18 protein-coding genes are annotated in these 16420 nt (G+C 68.1%); 12 read left to right on the plus strand and 6 right to left on the minus strand.

The window, feature by feature from the left end; genetic code table 11:
* The first annotated feature begins 2 nt into the window (after nt 1-2).
* The 3 genes from EGK76_RS08860 to EGK76_RS08870 are packed head-to-tail and all read left to right on the plus strand — an operon-like array spanning nt 3 to nt 3518.
* Nucleotides 3-557 carry a GNAT family N-acetyltransferase gene (locus EGK76_RS08860; RefSeq protein ID WP_123832362.1) on the plus strand — a complete coding sequence of 185 codons (555 nt, stop codon included), beginning with the start codon at nt 3-5 and terminating at the stop codon, nt 555-557.
* Nucleotides 554-1195 carry a glutathione S-transferase family protein gene (locus EGK76_RS08865; RefSeq protein ID WP_123832363.1) on the plus strand — a complete coding sequence of 214 codons (642 nt, stop codon included), beginning with the start codon at nt 554-556 and terminating at the stop codon, nt 1193-1195. Before EGK76_RS08860 ends, EGK76_RS08865 begins: the two co-directional genes overlap by 4 nt.
* A gap of 52 nt (nt 1196-1247) precedes the next feature.
* Nucleotides 1248-3518, plus strand: coding sequence for a thiamine pyrophosphate-dependent enzyme (locus EGK76_RS08870; RefSeq protein ID WP_123832364.1), 2271 nt, complete (start codon nt 1248-1250; stop codon nt 3516-3518).
* 310 nt (nt 3519-3828) lie between these two features.
* Here the strand turns inward: EGK76_RS08870 and EGK76_RS08875 are convergent, their stop codons facing one another.
* On the minus strand, nt 3829-4578 hold the full coding sequence (locus EGK76_RS08875; RefSeq protein WP_233580231.1) for a folate-binding protein: 750 nt from the start codon (nt 4576-4578) through the stop codon (nt 3829-3831).
* Nucleotides 4579-4651: 73 nt separating this feature from the next.
* On the opposite strand from EGK76_RS08875, the gene EGK76_RS15660 reads away from it, so the two are divergent.
* From EGK76_RS15660 to lolD, 9 genes are all read left to right on the plus strand, one after another.
* Entirely contained in the window at nt 4652-4879 is a 228-nt protein-coding gene (locus EGK76_RS15660; protein ID WP_233580232.1) for a succinate dehydrogenase assembly factor 4, read from the plus strand.
* A gap of 80 nt (nt 4880-4959) precedes the next feature.
* On the plus strand, nt 4960-5355 hold the full coding sequence (gene sdhC / locus EGK76_RS08885; RefSeq protein WP_096297933.1) for a succinate dehydrogenase, cytochrome b556 subunit: 396 nt from the start codon (nt 4960-4962) through the stop codon (nt 5353-5355).
* Entirely contained in the window at nt 5352-5771 is a 420-nt protein-coding gene (gene sdhD, locus EGK76_RS08890) for a succinate dehydrogenase, hydrophobic membrane anchor protein (RefSeq protein WP_096297935.1), read from the plus strand. The genes sdhC and sdhD overlap by 4 nt, the downstream gene beginning before the upstream one ends.
* 7 nt (nt 5772-5778) lie before the next feature.
* Nucleotides 5779-7569: a succinate dehydrogenase flavoprotein subunit gene (gene sdhA / locus EGK76_RS08895; protein WP_096297937.1), complete on the plus strand. Its 1791-nt coding sequence runs from the start codon at nt 5779-5781 to the stop codon at nt 7567-7569.
* Between the two features lie 14 nt (nt 7570-7583).
* Nucleotides 7584-8366 (plus strand): succinate dehydrogenase iron-sulfur subunit, encoded by a 783-nt coding sequence (locus tag EGK76_RS08900; RefSeq protein WP_123832365.1) that lies wholly within the window; start codon nt 7584-7586, stop codon nt 8364-8366.
* A gap of 210 nt (nt 8367-8576) precedes the next feature.
* Nucleotides 8577-8834 (plus strand): succinate dehydrogenase assembly factor 2, encoded by a 258-nt coding sequence (locus EGK76_RS08905; RefSeq protein ID WP_096300449.1) that lies wholly within the window; start codon nt 8577-8579, stop codon nt 8832-8834.
* 10 nt (nt 8835-8844) lie between these two features.
* Entirely contained in the window at nt 8845-9252 is a 408-nt protein-coding gene (locus EGK76_RS08910; protein WP_233580234.1) for a hypothetical protein, read from the plus strand.
* A 69-nt stretch (nt 9253-9321) separates the two neighbouring features.
* Nucleotides 9322-10563 carry a lipoprotein-releasing ABC transporter permease subunit gene (locus EGK76_RS08915; protein ID WP_123832366.1) on the plus strand — a complete coding sequence of 414 codons (1242 nt, stop codon included), beginning with the start codon at nt 9322-9324 and terminating at the stop codon, nt 10561-10563.
* A 1-nt stretch (nt 10564) separates the two neighbouring features.
* Nucleotides 10565-11287 carry a lipoprotein-releasing ABC transporter ATP-binding protein LolD gene (lolD, locus tag EGK76_RS08920; protein WP_123832367.1) on the plus strand — a complete coding sequence of 241 codons (723 nt, stop codon included), beginning with the start codon at nt 10565-10567 and terminating at the stop codon, nt 11285-11287.
* An 82-nt stretch (nt 11288-11369) separates the two neighbouring features.
* Here lolD and EGK76_RS08925 read toward each other — a convergent pair whose 3' ends face one another.
* The 5 genes from EGK76_RS08925 to EGK76_RS08945 all read right to left on the minus strand — a co-directional run bounded on the left by EGK76_RS08925 (nt 11370) and on the right by EGK76_RS08945 (nt 16400).
* A complete protein-coding gene (locus EGK76_RS08925; RefSeq protein WP_123832394.1) occupies nt 11370-12236 on the minus strand; it encodes a DMT family transporter in 867 nt (288 codons plus the stop codon).
* Between the two features lie 59 nt (nt 12237-12295).
* Nucleotides 12296-13327, minus strand: coding sequence for a UDP-N-acetylmuramate dehydrogenase (gene murB, locus EGK76_RS08930; RefSeq protein ID WP_123832368.1), 1032 nt, complete (start codon nt 13325-13327; stop codon nt 12296-12298).
* Nucleotides 13328-13336: 9 nt separating this feature from the next.
* Entirely contained in the window at nt 13337-14389 is a 1053-nt protein-coding gene (locus EGK76_RS08935) for a quinone-dependent dihydroorotate dehydrogenase (protein ID WP_123832369.1), read from the minus strand.
* Nucleotides 14389-14679, minus strand: a complete 291-nt coding sequence (locus tag EGK76_RS08940) for a DUF4190 domain-containing protein (protein ID WP_123832370.1) — start codon at nt 14677-14679, stop codon at nt 14389-14391. The genes EGK76_RS08935 and EGK76_RS08940 overlap by 1 nt, the downstream gene beginning before the upstream one ends.
* Before the next feature lie 185 nt (nt 14680-14864).
* On the minus strand, nt 14865-16400 hold the full coding sequence (locus EGK76_RS08945) for an aldehyde dehydrogenase family protein (RefSeq protein WP_123832371.1): 1536 nt from the start codon (nt 16398-16400) through the stop codon (nt 14865-14867).
* Nucleotides 16401-16420: the final 20 nt, after the last annotated feature.

Here is a 16420-nt window from a genome sequence, read left to right on the forward strand (position 1 = left end):
CCATGGCCGATCCGGGTCCGAGGATCGAAACCGAGCGCCTCGTGCTGCGCCTGCCGCGCATCGAGGATTTCGAGCGGTACGCCGAACTGTTCGCCGATCCCGGGGCCAGCCGCCACATCGGCGGCCAGCTGACGCGGGGCGCCGCCTGGCGGCGCTTCCTGCAGATGCCGGGCGCCTGGGCGCTGCAGGGCTTCGCGATGTTTTCCGTGGTGGAGAAGTCGAGCGGGCAGTGGCTCGGGCAGGTCGGGCCATGGCGGCCGGAGGGCTGGCCGGGCAACGAGATCGGCTTCGCCTTCCACCCCGCCGCCTGGGGGCAGGGCTACGCGCACGAATCCGCGGTCGCCGCGATCGACTGGGCCTTCGACACGCTGGAGTGGGACGAGATCATCCACTGCATCTCGCCGGCCAACCTGGCCTCGAAGAAGGTGGCGCAGCGTCTGGGCTCGCGCCTGCTCCGCCAGGGGTACCTGCTGCCGCCGCCGGTCGACGGGGTGGAGGTCGAGCTGTGGGGGCAATCGCGCCAGCAGTGGCGCCGCAACCGGGGAGGGCGCGCATGAACACAATCCACGGCTATTCGCCGTCGGGCAACTGCCACAAGCTGCGCCTGCTGCTGGAGCAGTTGCCCCTGCCGTATCGCTGGATCGAGACCGACAGCAGCCGCGGCGCGACCCGCACCCTCGAATATCTCGCGCTCAATCCGAACGGCAAGGTGCCACTGCTGGTGCGCGATGACGGCTCGGTGCTGGTGGAGTCGAACGCGATTCTGCACTACCTCGCCGAAGGCAGCGCATTCCTGCCCGACGATCCCTGGGCACGCGCGCAGGCGCTGTCGTGGATGTTCTTCGAGCAGTACAGCCACGAGCCGTACATCGCGGTGGCGCGCTTCATCTGCGGGTGGACGCCGCTGGATTCGCCGCGTCGCGCCGAGCTGCCGCGGCTGCGCGAGCGTGGCCACCAGGCGCTGGCGGTGATGGAGCGGCACCTGTCGCGGCATCCCTGGTTCACCGGTGCCGACTACGGCATCGCCGACATCGCGCTGTTCGCCTATACCGGCGTGGCGGCGGACGGCGGCTTCGACCTGACTGCGTATCGGGCGCTGCGCGACTGGCTGATCCGTGTGCGCGCCACGCCCGGCTTCGTGCCGATGCCGCCTCCCGCGCCGGAGCATGCGGCGCTGATCGCCGCATCGCACTGAGTCGGCTTCCCTTACCGCGGGCCGAGGCGGTCCGCCCCTGCGAAGGCACTGCATGTTCACGACCGTTCCCAGCCCCATTCCGGCCCGCATGAAGGGCCTCAACCGCGCCGAGATCTGCGACGTCAACTTCCAGGAGTTCGTGCGGGCCTGGGCCGGGCGCCCCGAAGCGAAGCCCGCCGACGGCGAGGCGATCGTCGAGGGCAGCGCGCTGGACGCGCGCGGCTTCCGCGAACTGTTCGAATCGCAGCTCATCAGCCGCCATCTCGACCTGATGGCGCGCGTGCTGCGCGTGCAGAACAAGGTCTTCTACACCATCGGTTCCAGCGGCCACGAGGGCAATGCGATGGTGGCGCGGCTGACGCGCCATACCGACCCGGCCTTCCTGCACTATCGCAGCGGCGGCTTCATGGCCGAGCGCTTCCGCAAGCTGCCGGGCATGGACCCGGTGATGGATTCGGCGCTGTCCTTCGCCGCAAGCAAGGACGACCCGGCCAGCGGCGGGCGGCACAAGGTGTGGGGCAGCAAGCCGCTGTGGGTGCTGCCGCAGACCTCGACCATCGCCTCGCACCTGCCCAAGGCGCTCGGCACCGCGATCGCGATCGAGCATGCGCGGCGCATCGGCCATGCACTGCCGGTGCCGGAGGACAGCATCGTCGTGTGTTCGTTCGGCGATGCATCGAGCAACCACGCGACCGCGCAGACCGCGTTCAACGCTGCCGCCTGGACCGCCTACCAGAAGCTGCCCGCGCCGGTGCTGTTCGTCTGCGAGGACAACGGCATCGGCATCTCGGTGAAGACGCCCGATGGCTGGATCGCGCGGAACTTCGCGCATCGCCCCGACCTCGACTATTTCGCCGCCGACGGACTGGACCTGGCCACCGGCTATGCCGACGTGAAACGCGCCGTCGAGCACTGCCGGCGCACGCGCCGGCCGACCTTCCTGCACCTGCGCACCACGCGCATCATGGGCCACGCCGGCACCGACTTCGAGATCGAATGGCGTCCGCTCGAAGAGCTGTGCGCCGTCGAGGCCGCAGACCCCTTGTTGCGGTCGGCGGCGATCGCTCTCGAATCCGGGCTGTGGTCGAAGGACACCTTGCTGGAGGCGTACGAGGCGATGCGTGCACGCTGTATGGCTGCGGCGGAAGTCGCCGACCGGCGGCCGCGTCTTGCGTCCCTGGCAGACGTCATCGCGCCGCTGGCGCCGTATTCGCCTGCCGCCGTGGCAGCCGAGGCGACGCGGCCCGCATCACCGGATGCGCGGATCGCGGCATTCGGCGGCGAGCAGGCATTGCCGGAAGCGCAGCCGCGTCGCCACCTGGCGGTGCAGATCAACCAGGCGCTGCATGATCTCTTCGCGAAGTACCCGCAGGCCCTGCTGTTCGGGGAGGACGTCGCCCGCAAGGGTGGCGTCTACACGGTGACCAAGGGCCTGCAGAAAGCCTTCGGCGGTCGACGGGTGTTCAATACCCTGCTCGACGAGACCGTGATCCTCGGGCTCGCCCAGGGTTACGCCAACATGGGCATGCTCGCGTTCCCCGAGATCCAGTACCTCGCGTACTTCCACAATGCCTGTGACCAGATCCGCGGCGAGGCGGCCAGCCTGCAGTTCTTCAGCAACGGCCAATACCGCAATCCGATGGTCATGCGCATCGCCTCGCTGGGCTACCAGCGTGGCTTCGGCGGCCACTTCCACAACGACAATTCGATCACCGCGCTGCGCGACATTCCGGGGCTGGTGATCGGTTGCCCCTCGCGCGGCGACGATGCCGCGGCGATGCTGCGCACGCTCGCGGCGCTCGCCGTCGTCGACGGTCGCGTCTGCGCATACCTCGAGCCGATCGCGTTGTACATGACCAAGGATCTGCACGAGCCCGGCGACGGCGGCTGGCTCACCGCGTATCCGCCACCCGATGAGGCGATGGCGTTCGGCGAGCCACGCGTGTACGCGCCCCAGGCCTGCGATCTGGTCGTGCTGACCTTCGGCAACGGCGTGCCGATGAGCCTGCGCGCGGCGCGTGCGATCGAGGCCGCGCATGGCTGGAAGGTGCGCGTGGTCGATCTGCGCTGGCTGCTGCCGCTCAACGAGGCCGAGATCGCGCGTCACGTGCGCGAGTGCGCCCGGGTGATCGTCGTCGACGAAGGTCGGCGCAGCGCCGGGGTGGGGGAGGGAATCGTCACCGCGATCACCGAGGCCGGGCTCGGCGACCGGCCGCTGCGCCGCGTTGTCGGCGCCGATACATTCACTCCGCTGGCCGGCGCCGCGCTCCTGGGGATCCCCTGCGAAAGCGACATCGTCGACGCGGGCGCGTCGTTGATCTGAGGATCCGCGCGGACTTCCCGCAGTCCCGCGCCCGCATCAGCACTGGCGAACGCGGGGGCAGGATGTCGGCGGATGGCGGCGTGGATTGCTGCAAGGCGCCGGCTGGCGCAGGCAGCGAGCGGGCGCGTGGTCCCGGACGCGCCGAACGTCGCCGACGGCGAACCGGGTGCAAGACGTCCCCAGGCATTCCTTGCTCCGGTCTGCGGACCGTTCGCGCCAGCGCGGCAAAGGCGTCAACCGCGGGCACAGGTGTCCCATCGCGATCGAGCAGGGCAAGGGGAGGTCGCCGCCTGACGACGGCAGCGCGGGCTCAGCGGCCGAGGCCGTCCAGCAGCGGAACCACGTGGACCTCGACCTCTCCGATCGCGAGCGGCGCGTCCGCACGTTCGAGGGGCAGCACCGCCAGCAGCGTGTCGGCCGCCGTGCTGACCACGCGACCCAGGCCCTGTCCGGCGCTGGTGACCTCGTCGCCTGGCGAGCCCCCCGTGCCCCGCAGCGCCACCAGTCCGCGCTTCACCTGTCCCAGGAAGTGCGTGCGTGCAACGATCTCCTGGCCGGGATAGCAGCCCTTGGCCACACTGAAGGCGTGCAGTCGCTCCAGCGACAGCTGTTGCGGTGTCCATTGTTCGCGCTGGCTCTCGTCCAGGCGTGGCAGCCCATGGCGGATGTCGTAAGCGCGCCAGCTCTCATGGATCTCCCGCTGCAGCGTCGCTCGCGCGGCATGGGGTTGCAGTGCCAGGGTCCTGGGATGCGTGGCCGTGCCCATGTCCAGCTCGAGGATGTCGCCCGATTGCGCGCTCAGGGCCCCTTGGGCGGACGAGGGCGGCGCGAAGCGGCCCGCGACCTGCAGATCACTCCGGACTTCCATCGAAACCTTGCTACGGAAGACGTAGCGTTGCAGCGATGCCGCCACTGCCGCTGTGTCGGCGTCCAGCACCAGCAGGTCGAGCCGCTCCGGGCCGCGCCGGATCACCGCAAACAGCGCGATCACGCGTCCTTTGGGGGTCAACCAGCCGCTCCACTGCCACTGTCCATCGACCAGTGCGGCCACGTCGCTCATGAATTGGGCTTGCGCGAATGCGATGCAGTCACGCCCCGAAAGCGTCAACACAGTAATGTCGGGGAGCACGCACATGGCGTCCGATCCGGATTGCGGCTTGTCTGACATGCGTATGGCAACTAAAATTGAACGGATGACCAACCCCGACATCATAGGCGAGGAGACGCAGACGCCGTCGACGGTGCCTGCGGAAATGCCCGTTCCGGCATTGCCGCCCGCGCAGGAAATCGGGGGCCGTGACGGCCTCGAGCCTACGCGGTATGGCGACTGGGAAAAGAACGGTCGTTGTATCGATTTCTGATCCGTCACGTCGTGACTGGCGAGCGGTCCTGCAACACCAGCCACGCGGCGAGACGCCGCCAGCGAGGAGAGTAGCCAGCGATGGCAAACCGCAACCGTCCCCTGTCACCGTTCATGCTCGGCACGCTTTATCGCCTGCAGATCACGTCGGTCATGTCCCTGATGCACCGTGTCACCGGAATCGTCGCCTCCGTCGGCGCCTTCGGTCTGGCCTGGTGGCTGTTGGCCGTCGCCCGTGGCGGCGAAGCCTATGCCTCCGCATCGGATCTTCTGGCCTCGCCGCTGGGCATGTTCGCCCTGGCAGCATTTTCGCTGGCGCTGGTCTATCACCTGCTCAACGGTATCCGTCACCTGCTGTGGGATATCGGCTGGGGCTTCGAACTTCCTGAGGTCTACCGCTCCGGCTATGCCGTGGTCGTGTTGACCTTCGTCTTGACGGCGGCGATCTGGTTCGTCGCGCTGCGGGGTGGTGCATGAGCGGAACCAAGACTCCGGATGACGTCGTGCGTCCGCGCGATTTCCGGACCCCCGTGGGCCGCGCCCGCGGCCTCGGCTCGGGCAAGACCGGTACCGGTCACTTCTGGTGGCTGCGGGTGACCTCGGTGGCGCTGATCCCGCTGTTCGCCTGGTTCATCGGCACCCTGGTGTCGCTGGTGGGCGCCGATCTCGCCACCGTGCAGGCCGTGCTCGCCCGGCCGTTCAACGCGATCACCTTCGCGCTGTTCGCCATCGCGACGTTCTGGCATTCCAAGCTCGGGCTGCAGGTGGTGATCGAGGATTACATCCACCAGCGCGGCCTGGAGATCACCCTCCAGCTCCTCGTCACTTTTGCCTGCGCCGCTGGCGCGCTCGCATCGCTGTACGCGATCGCACGCATCGCGCTGCTGGGCTGAGAACCACATGACCAACGCTTACAAGATCACCGAACACAACTACGACATGATCGTCGTCGGCGCCGGCGGCGCCGGCCTGCGGGCGACCTTCGGCCTGGCCCACAAGGGCCTGCAGACCGCGTGCCTGACCAAGGTGTTCCCGACGCGCTCGCACACCGTCGCGGCCCAGGGCGGCATTTCCGCTGCGCTCGGCAACATGGGCGAGGACGACTGGCGCTTCCACTTCTACGACACGATCAAGGGTTCCGACTGGCTGGGCGACCAGGACGCCATCCAGTACATGTGCCGCGAGGCGATCCCCGCGATCATCGAGCTCGAGCACCAGGGCGTGCCGTTCTCGCGTACCGAGGAAGGCAAGATCTACCAGCGCCCGTTCGGCGGCATGACCACGCACTACGGCCAGGGCATCGCCCAGCGCACGTGCGCGGCCGCCGACCGCACCGGCCACGCGATCCTGCACACGCTCTACCAGCAGTCGCTCAAGCACGACGCGCGCTTCTTCATCGAGTACTTCGCGCTCGACCTGATCATGGACGAGGACGGCGCCTGCCGCGGCGTGCTCGCGCTGGACATGGCCGAGGGCACGTTGCACCTGTTCCGCGCCCAGGGCGTGGTGCTGGCGACAGGTGGTTACGGCCGCGCCTACTTCTCCGCGACATCCGCCCATACCTGCACCGGCGACGGCGGCGGCATGGCGCTGCGCGCGGGCCTTGGTCTGCAGGACATGGAGTTCGTGCAGTTCCATCCGACCGGCATCTACGGCGCGGGTTGCCTGATCACCGAGGGCGTACGTGGTGAGGGCGGCATCCTGCGCAACGCCAACGGCGAGCGCTTCATGGAGCGCTATGCGCCCAACGCCAAGGATCTTGCCTCGCGTGACGTGGTCTCGCGTTCGATGACGATGGAGATCCGCGAAGGCCGCGGCGTCGGCGAGCACAAGGATCACATCCACCTCGACCTGACCCACCTCGACCCGAAGGAAATCCACGAAAAGCTCCCGGGTATTTCCGAGAGCGCGAGGATCTTCGCCGGCGTGGACGTCGAGAAGCAGCCGATTCCGGTGCTGCCGACGGTGCACTACAACATGGGCGGCATCCCGACCAACTACCACGGCGAAGTCGTGCAGCTGAAGGATGGCAACCCCGATGCGGTGGTGCCGGGCCTGTATGCGATCGGCGAAGCCGCCTGCGTGTCGGTGCATGGCGCCAACCGTCTCGGCTCGAACTCGCTGCTCGATCTGGTGGTGTTCGGCCGCGCGGTCGCGAACCGCTGCGCCGAGACGATCAAGCCGAGCGCGCGGCAGAAGCCGCTGGCAAAGGACGCCTGCGACAAGGCGCTGTCCAATCTCGATTCGCTGCGCCACGCCAGCGGCGGCACGCCGACGGCGGTGATCCGCGACAAGATGCAGCGCACCATGCAGAACGACGCGGCGGTGTTCCGTACCAGCAAGACGCTGGCCGAGGGCGTCGACAAGATCCGCGAGATCCATGCGTCCTTCGCCGATGTCCGGGTAAGCGACCGTTCGATGGTCTGGAACTCGGATCTGGTGGAAACCCTGGAGCTGCAGAACCTGCTGGGCCAGGCGCTGGTGACCATCGTCTCGGCCGAGAACCGCAAGGAGTCGCGCGGCGCGCATGCGCACGAGGACTTCCCGGACCGCGACGACGTGAACTGGCACAAGCACACGCTGTGCTGGGTCGATGATGCCGGCAACACGAAGATCGATTACCGCCCGGTGCACATGTACACGCTCGACGACGAAGTCGAAGTCGTGCCGCCGAAAGCACGCGTTTACTGAGCCGGGGACCCGACATGGCAGAATTTTCGCTCCCGAAGAACTCCAAGGTGCAGCAGGGCCGGCACTTCCCGGCCACCGGCGCGACGCGCACGCGTACCTTCAAGGTCTACCGCTGGAATCCCGACGACGGCCGCAATCCGTCGACCGACACCTACGAGGTCGATCTCGACAAGTGCGGCCCGATGGTTCTCGACGCGCTGATCAAGATCAAGAACGAGATCGATCCGACGCTGGCGTTCCGGCGCTCGTGCCGCGAAGGCATCTGCGGTTCCTGCGCGATGAACATCGACGGCACGAATACGCTCGCCTGCACGCGGGCGATCGAAGACTGCAAGAAGGCGGAAGTGCCGATCTATCCGCTGCCCCACATGGAGGTGGTCAAGGATCTGGTGCCGGACCTGACGCACTTCTATGCGCAGTACGCCTCGATCCAGCCCTGGATCCGCACCCAGAGCGCGCCGCCGCCGGATCGCGAGCGGCTGCAGTCCAAGGTAGATCGCGCCAAGCTCGACGGCCTGTACGAGTGCATCCTGTGCGCCTGCTGCAGCACCAGCTGCCCGAGCTACTGGTGGAATGGCGAGCGTTACCTCGGTCCCGCCGTGCTGCTCCAGGCCTATCGCTGGATCATCGACAGTCGCGACGAGGACACCGGTGCGCGCCTGGACGATCTGGAGGATCCGTTCAAGCTCTACCGCTGCCACACCATCATGAACTGCGCGCGGACCTGCCCGAAGGGTCTCAATCCCGCCAGGGCGATCGGTGAGATCAAGCAGCTGATGCTGGCGCGCCGCGGCTGATCGAACCGGCAGGAAAGCGCGGTCTGCTCGACCGCGCGTTCGTCGTGTCGCGTAAGCAGCGGGGTTTCGCGCACCGGGAACGCAGCCCGGGAGTACGCCCGGGCTGTGGGCCACCGGGCGCTGGCAACGCGGGTTGCTGCCTCGCAGATCGGTCACATGCCTGGGCATGATCGGCACAGTCCGCCCGACGTGCCCGACACGGAGATCCGCATGATCCACGATGACGCTACCGAACTGCGCCGCCTGCGATGGCGCAGCCGACGCGGCATGCGCGAGCTTGACCGGCTGTTCGAGCGATGGCTCGACCGCTGCTGGGCGACCTCCACCGACGCCGAGCGGGATGTTTTCCGACGGCTGCTGGATTGCGAGGACGATAGGCTCTGGAAGTGGTTCCTCGGCCATGAGCGTCCAGATGACGCAGAGCTCGACACCCTCGTCCAGTCGATCCGGCAGCTTCAGCCGGACTGAAGCTGCGCCGTTGCGGCTGCAGTGGCTGCCATCGCGCCTGCTCGGCTGTCTGATCGCGTTGATCGGCGTCTGCGCCTGCATCGCGCTGTGGCTGTCGGAGTTGTCGACGTCCGCCGCTGCACTCGCAACCCCTGTGGTGCTGGCCGCGACTCTCTGGAGAATCCGCCGCCTGCGGCGCGAGTCGCCACGCGAGCTGGTCATCGATTCCGCAGGCCACTTCCATCTCGATGGCGCGCGCATCGATGCGTTGGCGCTGGAGTGGCGTGGGCCCATCGCGGTGCTGCGCTGGAAGGAGCGCGGTCGCGCGCGCTGTCTTATCTGGTGGCCGGACACCCTGCCGCCGGGTTCCCGACGTGAACTCCGTCTGGCCGCGCCCGCAACCGTCACGCGACCGGCAACGGATTCGATGGCACCATAGCGACGCCCCGGGCGGGCGGATCCGTCGGTGGAGACGCCGCGGGTGCCGCGGCCCCCAAGACGGACGTCCATGCTCAGACCCATCCCCGCTGCCATCGGCCTGCGTTATCTCCGGGCCAAACGGCGCAACGGCTTCATTTCCTTCATTTCTCTGGCCTCCATCCTCGGCATCGCCATCGGCGTGACCGTGCTGATCACCACGCTTGCGGTGATGAGCGGTTTCCAGAAGGAAATCCGCGACCGCATGCTCGGCATGGTCGCGCACGCGACGATCAGCGCCGACGGCGACACGCTGTCGAACTGGCAGCGCGCCGTGGATGTCGCGCGCGAGGATGCGCGCGTCGCCGGCGCCGCACCGTATGTCGACACCCAGGCATTGCTGCGCGGCCGTCGCAACGAGCCGGCCGCAGTGCGCGCGATCGTCCCCGAGGACGAGGCGCAGGTCTCGGACCTGGCGACCTCGATGGTCATCGGCAAGCTCGAGGACCTGCAGCCGGGCTCGTTCAATATCGTGCTCGGCCGCGAACTCGCGCTGTGGCTCGGTGTGGGGGTCGGCGACAGCGTCATCGTCACCACCGATTTCCAGGTCACGCCGATGGGCGCGGTGCCGCAGCTCAAGCGCTTCACCGTCAGCGGTATCTTCGAAGCGGGTTACCAGGATTTCGACCGGCGGCTCGCGGTGGTCAATCTCAGCGACGCCCAGCGCCTGCTGCGGATCGGCGACGGGGTGACCGGCGTGCGCCTGAAACTGCACGACATGGATCGCGCCCAGCAGGTCACGCGCGATCTCGTGCACAGGCTGGGCGGCGTGTACCGCGTCAGCGACTGGAGCATCGAGAACGCCAACATGTTCCGCGCGCTCAAGCTCGAGAAAACCATGATCGGCATCCTGCTGTCGCTGATCATCGTCATGGGCTCGTTCAACCTCGTCGCTTCCCAGGTGAGCCTGGTGACCGACAAGCAGGCGGATATCGCGATCCTGCGCACGCTGGGCCTCACCCCCGGCGGTGTCATGCAGGTGTTCATGGTGCAGGGCACGATGATCGGCGTCATCGGCACCATCCTCGGCATCACCGGCGGACTGTTGCTGACCTTCAATCTCGAACACATCCTGCGTGCGATCGAGGGCGCATTCGGCGTCGTGCTGATGCCCGAGGACGTCTATTACGTGACCGGCCTGCCGATCGACCTGCAGGTCAGCGACGTGGTGATGATCGCCAGCGTCGCGCTGCTGATGGCCTTCCTCGCCACCATCTATCCGGCGCTGCGCGCGGCGCGCACGGCCCCGGCGGAGGCGCTGCGCTATGAGTGACATGACGACTGCCGCAACCACCGGCGCCCCGGACACCGTGGTGCTGGCGGCCGAGGGTCTGGGCAAGACCTACGCCGAGGGCAAGCTGCACACGCCGGTGTTCGACGGGCTCGACTTCGCGGTGCGCGCCGGCGAGACCGTCGCGATCCTCGGCGCGTCCGGCGCCGGCAAGAGCACGCTGCTGCATCTGCTGGGCGGGCTGGACACGCCGACAGCGGGCGAGGTGTTCGTGTCCGGCCAGAAGATGAGTGCGCTTTCGAACGCCGCGCGCGGCACGCTGCGCAACCGGTCGCTGGGCTTCGTCTACCAGTTCCATCACCTGCTGCCGGAGTTCACCGCGCTTGAGAACGTCATGCTGCCGGCGCTGCTCAACGGCGCCAGCGATGCGGATGCGACCAGACGCTCGCGCGATCTGCTCGAGACGGTCGGCCTCGGTCATCGCCTCGCGCACAAGCCGGGCGAACTGTCGGGCGGCGAGCGCCAGCGCGCCGCCGTAGCGCGGGCGCTGGTCAACGGGCCGGCCTGCGTCCTGGGCGACGAACCGACCGGCAACCTCGACGAGCGCACCGCGGCGACGGTATTCGAGCTGATGCTCGAGCTCAACCGCGCCCAGCACACCAGCCTGGTGCTGGTGACCCACGACCGGCGCCTGGCGCGCAAGCTCGACCGGGTCATGGAGCTGCACGAGGGCAAGCTGCGCGAGGTCGCGAAGGAAGACGTCTGACGTTGTTCCGGAGCGCCGCTGGCCGCGACCTGCTGGTCGGCTGAGCGCAGCCGCCGCGCCTGCGTCGTCCTGGTGCAGCCGCTTATTCGCCGGGCTTGGCCGCCTGCGCCGGCCGCTGGGTCGCGGCGCGGCGCGACAGCACCGCTTCGCGATGGGCGATATAGCCGTTCGCCCCGAACACGATCGCCGCGCCGATCAGTGTCCACAGGTCGATGACCTCGCCGAACAGCCACCAGCCGAAGACCACGACGATCGGCAGCTGCACGAAGCTGATCGGCTGCAGCGCCGATACTTCGCCCAGACGCAGGGCGCGGGTCCACAGCCACTGGCCCAGCGTGCCGAGCACGCCGGTGGCGATCAGCCACAGCCACACCGTGGGGCTGGGCCAGGTCCACTGGAACAGCGCCGGCACCAGCGACAGCGGCACCCACAGCAGGTAGGTGTAGAAGACGACGGTGTCGGGCGGGTCGAGCTTGGACAGCTGCTTCATCTGGATCGCCACCAGCGCCGCCAGCAGGGCGCCGAGCACCGGGACCAGCATCGCGGTGGAGAACGACACGCCCGGCCGCAGGATCACCAGCACGCCGATGAAGCCGGCGCTCACCGCTGCCCAACGCCGGGCGCGCACGATCTCGCCCAGCCACAGGACCGCGGCGATCGTCGCGAACAGCGGCGTGGCATACGACAGCGAAATGGCCTGCGACAGCGGCAGATGTCCGATCGCCCAGAACGCGCACAGCATCGAGCCCAGTCCGACCACCGTGCGCACCGCATAGCGGCCCAGGTTGCGGGTGCGCGGCAGGCCCCGGCCGCTGTGCAGGATGATCGGCAGCAGGGCCAGAAGGCCGAAGAAATTGCGGAAGAACGCGACCTCGGTGGTCGGGATGGTGGCCGATGCGAAGCGGATCGTGATCGCCATCAGCGCGAACGCCGAGGTACTGCCCAGCATCAGCAGCGCGGCCTGACCCTGCACGGTCGCCGGACGCCAGCGGAGCAGGGCGGCCAGGTTCACCACGCTGCCCCGATGATCCTCGGTTCCGGTTCCAGGGCTACGCCGAAGCGCATGTGGACCGAGGCGGCGATGCGCCTGGCCAGTGCCAGCAGTTCGGCCCCGCTGGCGCCACCGTGGTTGACCAGCACCAGTGCATGCCCTTCGGCGACACCGGCATCGCCGTCGCGCTCGCCCTTCCAGCCGCACTGGTCGATCAACCAGGCGGCCGAGAGCTTGCGCAGGCCCTCCTCGGCGGCGAAGACCGGAATCCCCGCCTGCGCGGCAACCAGCATCGCGGCCTGGGCCGCCGGCACGATCGGATTCTTGAAGAAGCTGCCGGCGTTGCCGGTCACTGCCGGGTCGGGCAGCTTGCTGCGGCGGATGTCGATGACCGCCTCGGCAACGTCCAGCGGGCGCGGCTCGTCGATGCCGCGCGCGGCGAGCGTGTCGCGCAGTCCGGCGTAGTGCAGGACCGGCTGCGCGAAGCGGTGCAGGGCGAATTCGACGGCGGTGACGATCCAGCGTTGGGGCTGCTGCTTGAAGACGCTGTCGCGGTAACGGAAGCGGCAGGCGTCCGTATCGAGTCGTACGAAACTTCGCGTCTCGTGATCGAAGGCCTCGACCGCGACTACCCGCTCACCGACTTCGACGCCATAGGCGCCGATGTTCTGGATCGGCGCGGCGCCGACCGTGCCGGGGATCAGGGCGAGATTCTCGAGCCCGCCAAGTTCCTGCGCGAGTGTCCACAGGACGAAGCCGTGCCAGTCGGCGCCCGCGGCCGCGCGTACCACGACCTCTTCGCCGTCATCGGAGATCACGCCGCGACGCGCATCGACGATCGTCAGTGCGTCATCCGCATCACCTGCGAACAGCAGATTGCTGCCACCGCCGATCAGCAGCGGCCGCGCGTCGGCGCCGAGGAGCGCCAGCGCCCGGGGCAGGGCGGCGGCATCGGACACCTCGACCAGCCTGCGTGCGCGTGCGGGCACGCCGAAGGTGTTGCGCGGGCGTAGATCGGCCGGCTCCAGAAGACGGAAGGCGTCAGGCATCGGGCGCGGTCAGCGGCTGGGCAGGTTGCCGCGGCTCGGCGCTTCGCGACGCCGCCGGATTGCCTCGACGCAATCGCCGATCAGCGCCGGCCCGCGATAGACCAGGCCCGAATACACCTGGACCAGCGACGCGCCGGCGGCCATCTTCTTGACCGCGTCGGCACCGGAAAGGATGCCGCCCACGCCGATCAGCGGGATGTCGCTCGCCAGCCGGGTGCGCAGCATGCGCAGCACGGTCGTGGACTTGTTCATCAACGGCTCGCCGGACAGCCCGCCGGCTTCGTCGGCGCGTCGATCCCCCTGCACGCTGACACGCGAGACCGTCGTATTGGTCGCGATGACGCCGTCGACGCGCAGGTCCGAGAGCACCCGCGCCGCGGCTTCGATGTCGTCGTCGCTCAGATCCGGTGCCACCTTGACCAGCACCGGCACGCGCTTGCCGTGCTGGCCGGCCAGGCGCTCCTGCGCTTCGCGCAGCGTGCCAATCAGCCTGCGCAGCGACTGTTCTTCCTGCAGTTCACGCAGGCCGGCGGTGTTCGGGGACGAAATATTGACGGTGATGTAGTCGGCGAGCGGATACACGCGCTCCATGCAGAACAGGTAGTCGTCGGCGGCCTGTTCGTTGGGGGTGTCCTTGTTCTTGCCGATGTTGATGCCGAGGATGCCCTTGCGCCTGGCGCGGGCGACATTGGCGATCAGGGCGTCGACACCCCCATTGTTGAAGCCGAGCCGGTTGATCAACGCGCGATGGCGTGGCAGGCGGAACATCCGCGGCTTCGGGTTGCCTGCCTGTGGCCGCGGCGTCACCGTGCCGATCTCGACGAAGCCGAAGCCCAGCGCGAACAGGGCGTCGATGTGCTCGCCGTTCTTGTCGAGGCCGGCGGCCAGGCCGACCGGATTGGTGAAGCGCAGGCCGAAGGCCTCGGTCGGCAACGGCTGCGGGGGCTTGGCCGCCAGAGACGACAGGCCCGTGCGATGCAGCGTATCGAGCGCAGCCAGTGTCAGGCCGTGCGCGCGCTCGGGATCGAGCCGGAACAACAGGGGGCGCAGGCTGGAATACATCAGGACGTGGTGGCGATGACGGCGAACAGGCCGCCGAAGAACAGCAGCACGAACAGCATGCCGACGATGGCGAGGGCGACCATCGTGTAGCCGAGGGTCAGGCCGGCAATTGCCAGACCGTCGCCCTCGAGCGTTTGCGGCTGGCGCCGGATCTCGGCACGGGCCAGGTGGCCGGTGACGATCGCCACGATGCTGCCGATGACCGGCAGCGCCGACCAGCCGAGGATCCCCGCAACGAGGCTGATCACCGCCAGGGTGCTGCTGCGGCGCACCGCGAGCGGCGCGTTCATGCGAAACACCGCCGCACATCCGCATATGCCGCGCAGGGCGTTGCGGTGGACAGACCGGCTGGAATGCGCAATGCCATCGGCAGCGGTCCAGGGAAGTCGGGGGAAGACACGATTATTCAGACACCGGGGTCAGGCGTGCAAGCGCGCCGCGCCACGGACCTGTATCCGTGGCGCGATGCGGAACATCACAGATCGAACTTGATGCCCTGCGCCAGCGGGAGCGCATCGGAGTAGTTGATCGTGTTGGTCTGACGACGCATGTACGCGCGCCAGGCGTCGGAGCCCGATTCGCGGCCGCCGCCGGTTTCCTTCTCGCCGCCGAATGCGCCGCCGATCTCGGCGCCGGAGGTGCCGATATTGATGTTGGCAATGCCGCAATCCGAACCCCAGGCCGAGAGGAACTGCTCGGAGGCGCGCAGGTCGGTGGTGAACAATGCCGACGACAGGCCCTGGGGCACGTCGTTCTGCATCGCGATCGCATCGTCCAGGTCGCTGTACTTCATGACGTAGAGGATCGGCGCGAAGGTTTCGGTCTGCACCACTTCCGCATCGTTGGTGAGCCCGCTGACCAGCGCCGGCAGCACGAAGTTGCCCTTGCGGTCGGTGAGGGCCTTGCCGCCGCTCTCGATCGTGCCGCCGCTGGCCTTGGCCTTCTCGATCGCATCGAGATAGGCCAGCACGCCTTCGCGGCTGTTGAGGGGGCCCATCAGGTTGGCTGCGTCGGTGGGATCGCCGATCCGCTTCTCGACCTGGCCGTAGGCGGTCTTGAGCTTGGCCAGCACGTCGTCGTAGATCGACTCGTGCACGAACAGCCGGCGCGTGGTGGTGCAGCGCTGGCCGGCCGTGCCGACCGCGCCGAACACGATCGCCGGGATCGCCAGCTTCAGGTCGGCGGTCGGGTCGACGATGATCGCGTTGTTGCCGCCGAGCTCGAGCAGGGAGCGGCCCATGCGCCTGGCGACACGCTCACCGACGTGGCGGCCGACCTTGGTCGAACCGGTGAAGCTGACCAGCGCGACGCGCTTGTCGTCGACGAACGCCTGCGCGAGATCGCTGCCGGCATCGTTGAAGAGGAAGAAGATGTCCGGGAAACCGCCGGCCTTGAGCGCGTCGTTGCAGATCTTCATCGAGGCGATCGCCGACAGCGGCGTCTTCGGCGACGGCTTCCAGATCGAGATGTTGCCGCAGACCGCCGCGACCAGCGCATTCCAGGCCCACACCGCGACCGGGAAATTGAAGGCGCTGATGATGCCGACCACGCCCATCGGATGCCACTGCTCGTACATGCGGTGGCCAGGGCGCTCGGAATGCATGGTCAGGCCGTAGAGCTGGCGCGACAGGCCGACGGCGAATTCGCCGATGTCGATCATTTCCTGTACTTCGCCGTCGCCTTCCGGCTTGGACTTGCCCATTTCCAGCGCGACCAGCGAACCCAGTGCGTCCTTGTGCGTGCGCAGCGCCTCGGCGCACAGGCGCACGGCTTCGCCGCGGCGCGGCGCGGGCGTCTTGCGCCATTCGCGGAACGCGGCCTGGGCGCGGGTGACGATCCGCTCGTAGTCGGCTTCCGACGTCGCCAGCACCTGGCCCAGCACTTCGCCATTGGTCGGGTTGACCGGCTCGAGGATGCCGGCATCACGGCCGTCGGCCCATTCGCCATTGCCGAGATAGGTGCCCGATTCGGTGGCCTGAAGGCCGAGCGCGGTGAGGACGGGATGGGGCATGCGGAAAAACTCCTTGTGAC

Origin of the sequence: Luteimonas sp. 100069 (assembly GCF_003813845.1) — a bacterium.
GTDB lineage: Bacteria > Pseudomonadota > Gammaproteobacteria > Xanthomonadales > Xanthomonadaceae > Luteimonas > Luteimonas chenhongjianii.